General features: G+C 47.9%; 2 protein-coding genes. Both read left to right on the top strand.

The features are described from left to right. Positions 1-753: 753 nt before the first annotated feature. Positions 754-1482, top strand: coding sequence for a response regulator transcription factor (locus AC0QH1_RS07125; RefSeq protein WP_324630298.1), 729 nt, complete (start codon positions 754-756; stop codon positions 1480-1482). An 8-nt stretch (positions 1483-1490) separates the two neighbouring features. Then, a complete protein-coding gene (locus tag AC0QH1_RS07120; protein WP_324630296.1) occupies positions 1491-1979 on the top strand; it encodes an adenylyltransferase/cytidyltransferase family protein in 489 nt (162 codons plus the stop codon). Positions 1980-2382 lie beyond the last annotated feature (403 nt).

Raw genomic sequence — 2382 nt, 5'->3', positions numbered from 1 at the left:
GAGCCGGATGAGGTGAAAGTCTCAAGTCCGGTTCTGAAGACGAGTAGTTCTGGTGACGGAATTGCTTAGTTTAACAGCGTTAGAAATGCTAAGCATAAAAACCTGGATGTCAATTTTTTCTGAATTCCTTTTGATTGGAATCCGGAATTTAGTTTATTTGTTGATTTGCTTGTCTGGATGATTTTTTAAAATTACAGAAATAAACCGATGTATCTTTTGTTAATTAATCAAGAAAATAATGCAACTAAACCGATAGCTAAAAATCCGATTTTTATCGAGTTAAGCGAAGGATAAAAACCTTTTGTGATTCGCGAAAAAATGTTATGTTACACAATAAAATTAGAGAGTGATGAATTTGACAAGCGATAATAAAGGAGACAAAAAAAGTTAATCGGCTCAAAAGGGAATAAAATTGCAAGGTTGAAACGTAACGGCGGGAACGGGGGTTGCCAATAGCGCTAAAAATTGAATAAGGGAAGATTTTCCTAGAGAACAGTTGTAAGGGGGCAAAATGTTGGTAAAAAAACTGAAATCCATGCTAGAATAGAGGGATAAAAATAAAGGAGAGGATTTTCCCCTGGAATGAAGGCATCATCTTTGCCAATAGACTACAGGGGGAAGTATGATTGACAACACCCGAGATGTAGTTTTTTCCCACCGAGATGTCAATTGCGGTTCCAGTAAGGATTTTAGTCTAGTTTGCCAACCTGCAAGGGATATCGAGTAGGAACTTAGGTGCAGCGGCTCAAACAGATGAAACGAATTTTAGTAGTAGACGATGATAAAATCCTGCGAATGGTGGTGAAACGCCATCTAGAACAGCAGGGATATGTAGTGGAGGAAGTCACTTCTGGGGCGGAAGCGTTAAAGGTATTCCAAAGGGATCCGCCCGATTTAGTGGTGTCCGACGTAATGATGCCCCAGATGGATGGATTTGAGTTTTGTCGCCGATTGCGGAGCAACCCGGCGGGCAAATTAGTGCCTTTTATTTTCCTATCGAGTAAAGGGGAACTCGACGATCGCATTGAGGGGCACGCCATCGGAGCGGATGATTATCTCATTAAGCCCTTTGAGCCATTGGAATTAGTGGCGAAAATCGAGGCGCAGTTGGAGCGATCGCGGCGGATCCATGCCGAGATGATTCGGTTGATGCAGCAACTGAGTCCGACGCCGGGGATCCAGGGCAACCCGACGCCCAGTGTCAATCCAGAGGGGCACAGCGCCCCATCGGAGGAGATAGAGAACCGGGAACCGGATCCACTCCCTTTAACTCCAGCAGAAGCGCGAGTGTTCTGGGAAGTCATCCAAGGCTATACCAACAAACAGATTGCAGGGCGGTTATTTATCAGTCCGCGCACGGTGCAGACCCATCTCAGTCATATCCTGAGCAAACTAGAGGTAGAAAATCGCGCCCAACTGGTGCGCTTTGCCTTCGAGCATGGGTATCACCCGCCGGAGGAAGACCCAGACAAACCGATGTAATTTCGCTTATGATTTCCGGGATTTACACCATCGATGCATTGCAAGAGAAAATCGCCACCGATCGCGATCGGTGGCGACCCTTAGTATTTACCAATGGCTGCTTCGACTTGCTGCATGTGGGGCACGTGCGTTACCTGCAAAAGGCTAAAGCTTTGGGGAGAGCGCTGGTGGTCGGGTTAAATAGCGATCGCTCCGTGCAAACCATCAAACCCACCAAACCCGGACAACCCCCGCGACCGATTGTCCCGCAAATGCAGCGCGCGGAAGTGCTGTGTGCCCTCAAACCCGTAGATGGCGTCATCATTTTTGACGGTACTACCGCCGCCCCTCTCATCGAAGCCGTGCAACCCGATATCTACGTCAAAGGCGGAGACTGGACCGTAGAGACCCTGCCCGAAGCGCCCACCGTGCAAGCCTATGGCGGGCGAATCGAACTGTGCAAAATTGAAGTTCCGACCTCCACCACTGGTATAATTTTGTCAATTCTCAATTCGTGAAACCCCAGAGGATTGTCCGTCCCCTTCCGGGATGTTAAATCGTCATTTTTCTGGGATTTCCGCAGAAGAAATGCAACCCCTACCCCCGGGAATGACTGGTTAAGATACTAAATTTTGCCCAAATTGTCAAGCCCTAAAACAGCCAGGAGAGTCAGCACCCCCGGCTGAAGCACGGGGGCTTCGTGCCCTCCCGCAACAGGATAGCTGACCAGCTTAAGCCTTAACTGGCTACATTCAGAGCAAGAGTTAACATTCCTACCCTGGGATGCGTGCTAGTTCCAGGCTCTAGAACCAAATCGTTAAACACTCCTAAGGGGTTAAGACCCTGCGATTTGGAAAGTACCGACTCTGAACATTAGCGAAGCCAACGTTACGAGCAATCAGAACAGACGCAACAATGTCT

Source organism: Phormidium sp. CCY1219 (assembly GCF_055795085.1).
This window is presented reverse-complemented; position numbering and strand designations above follow the sequence as displayed.

Coding starts and splice junctions, on each gene's coding strand:
- AC0QH1_RS07125 (WP_324630298.1), top strand. CDS start 754: ATGAAACGAATTTTAGTAGTAGACGATGATAAAATCCTGCGAATGGTG.
- AC0QH1_RS07120 (WP_324630296.1), top strand. CDS start 1,491: ATGATTTCCGGGATTTACACCATCGATGCATTGCAAGAGAAAATCGCC.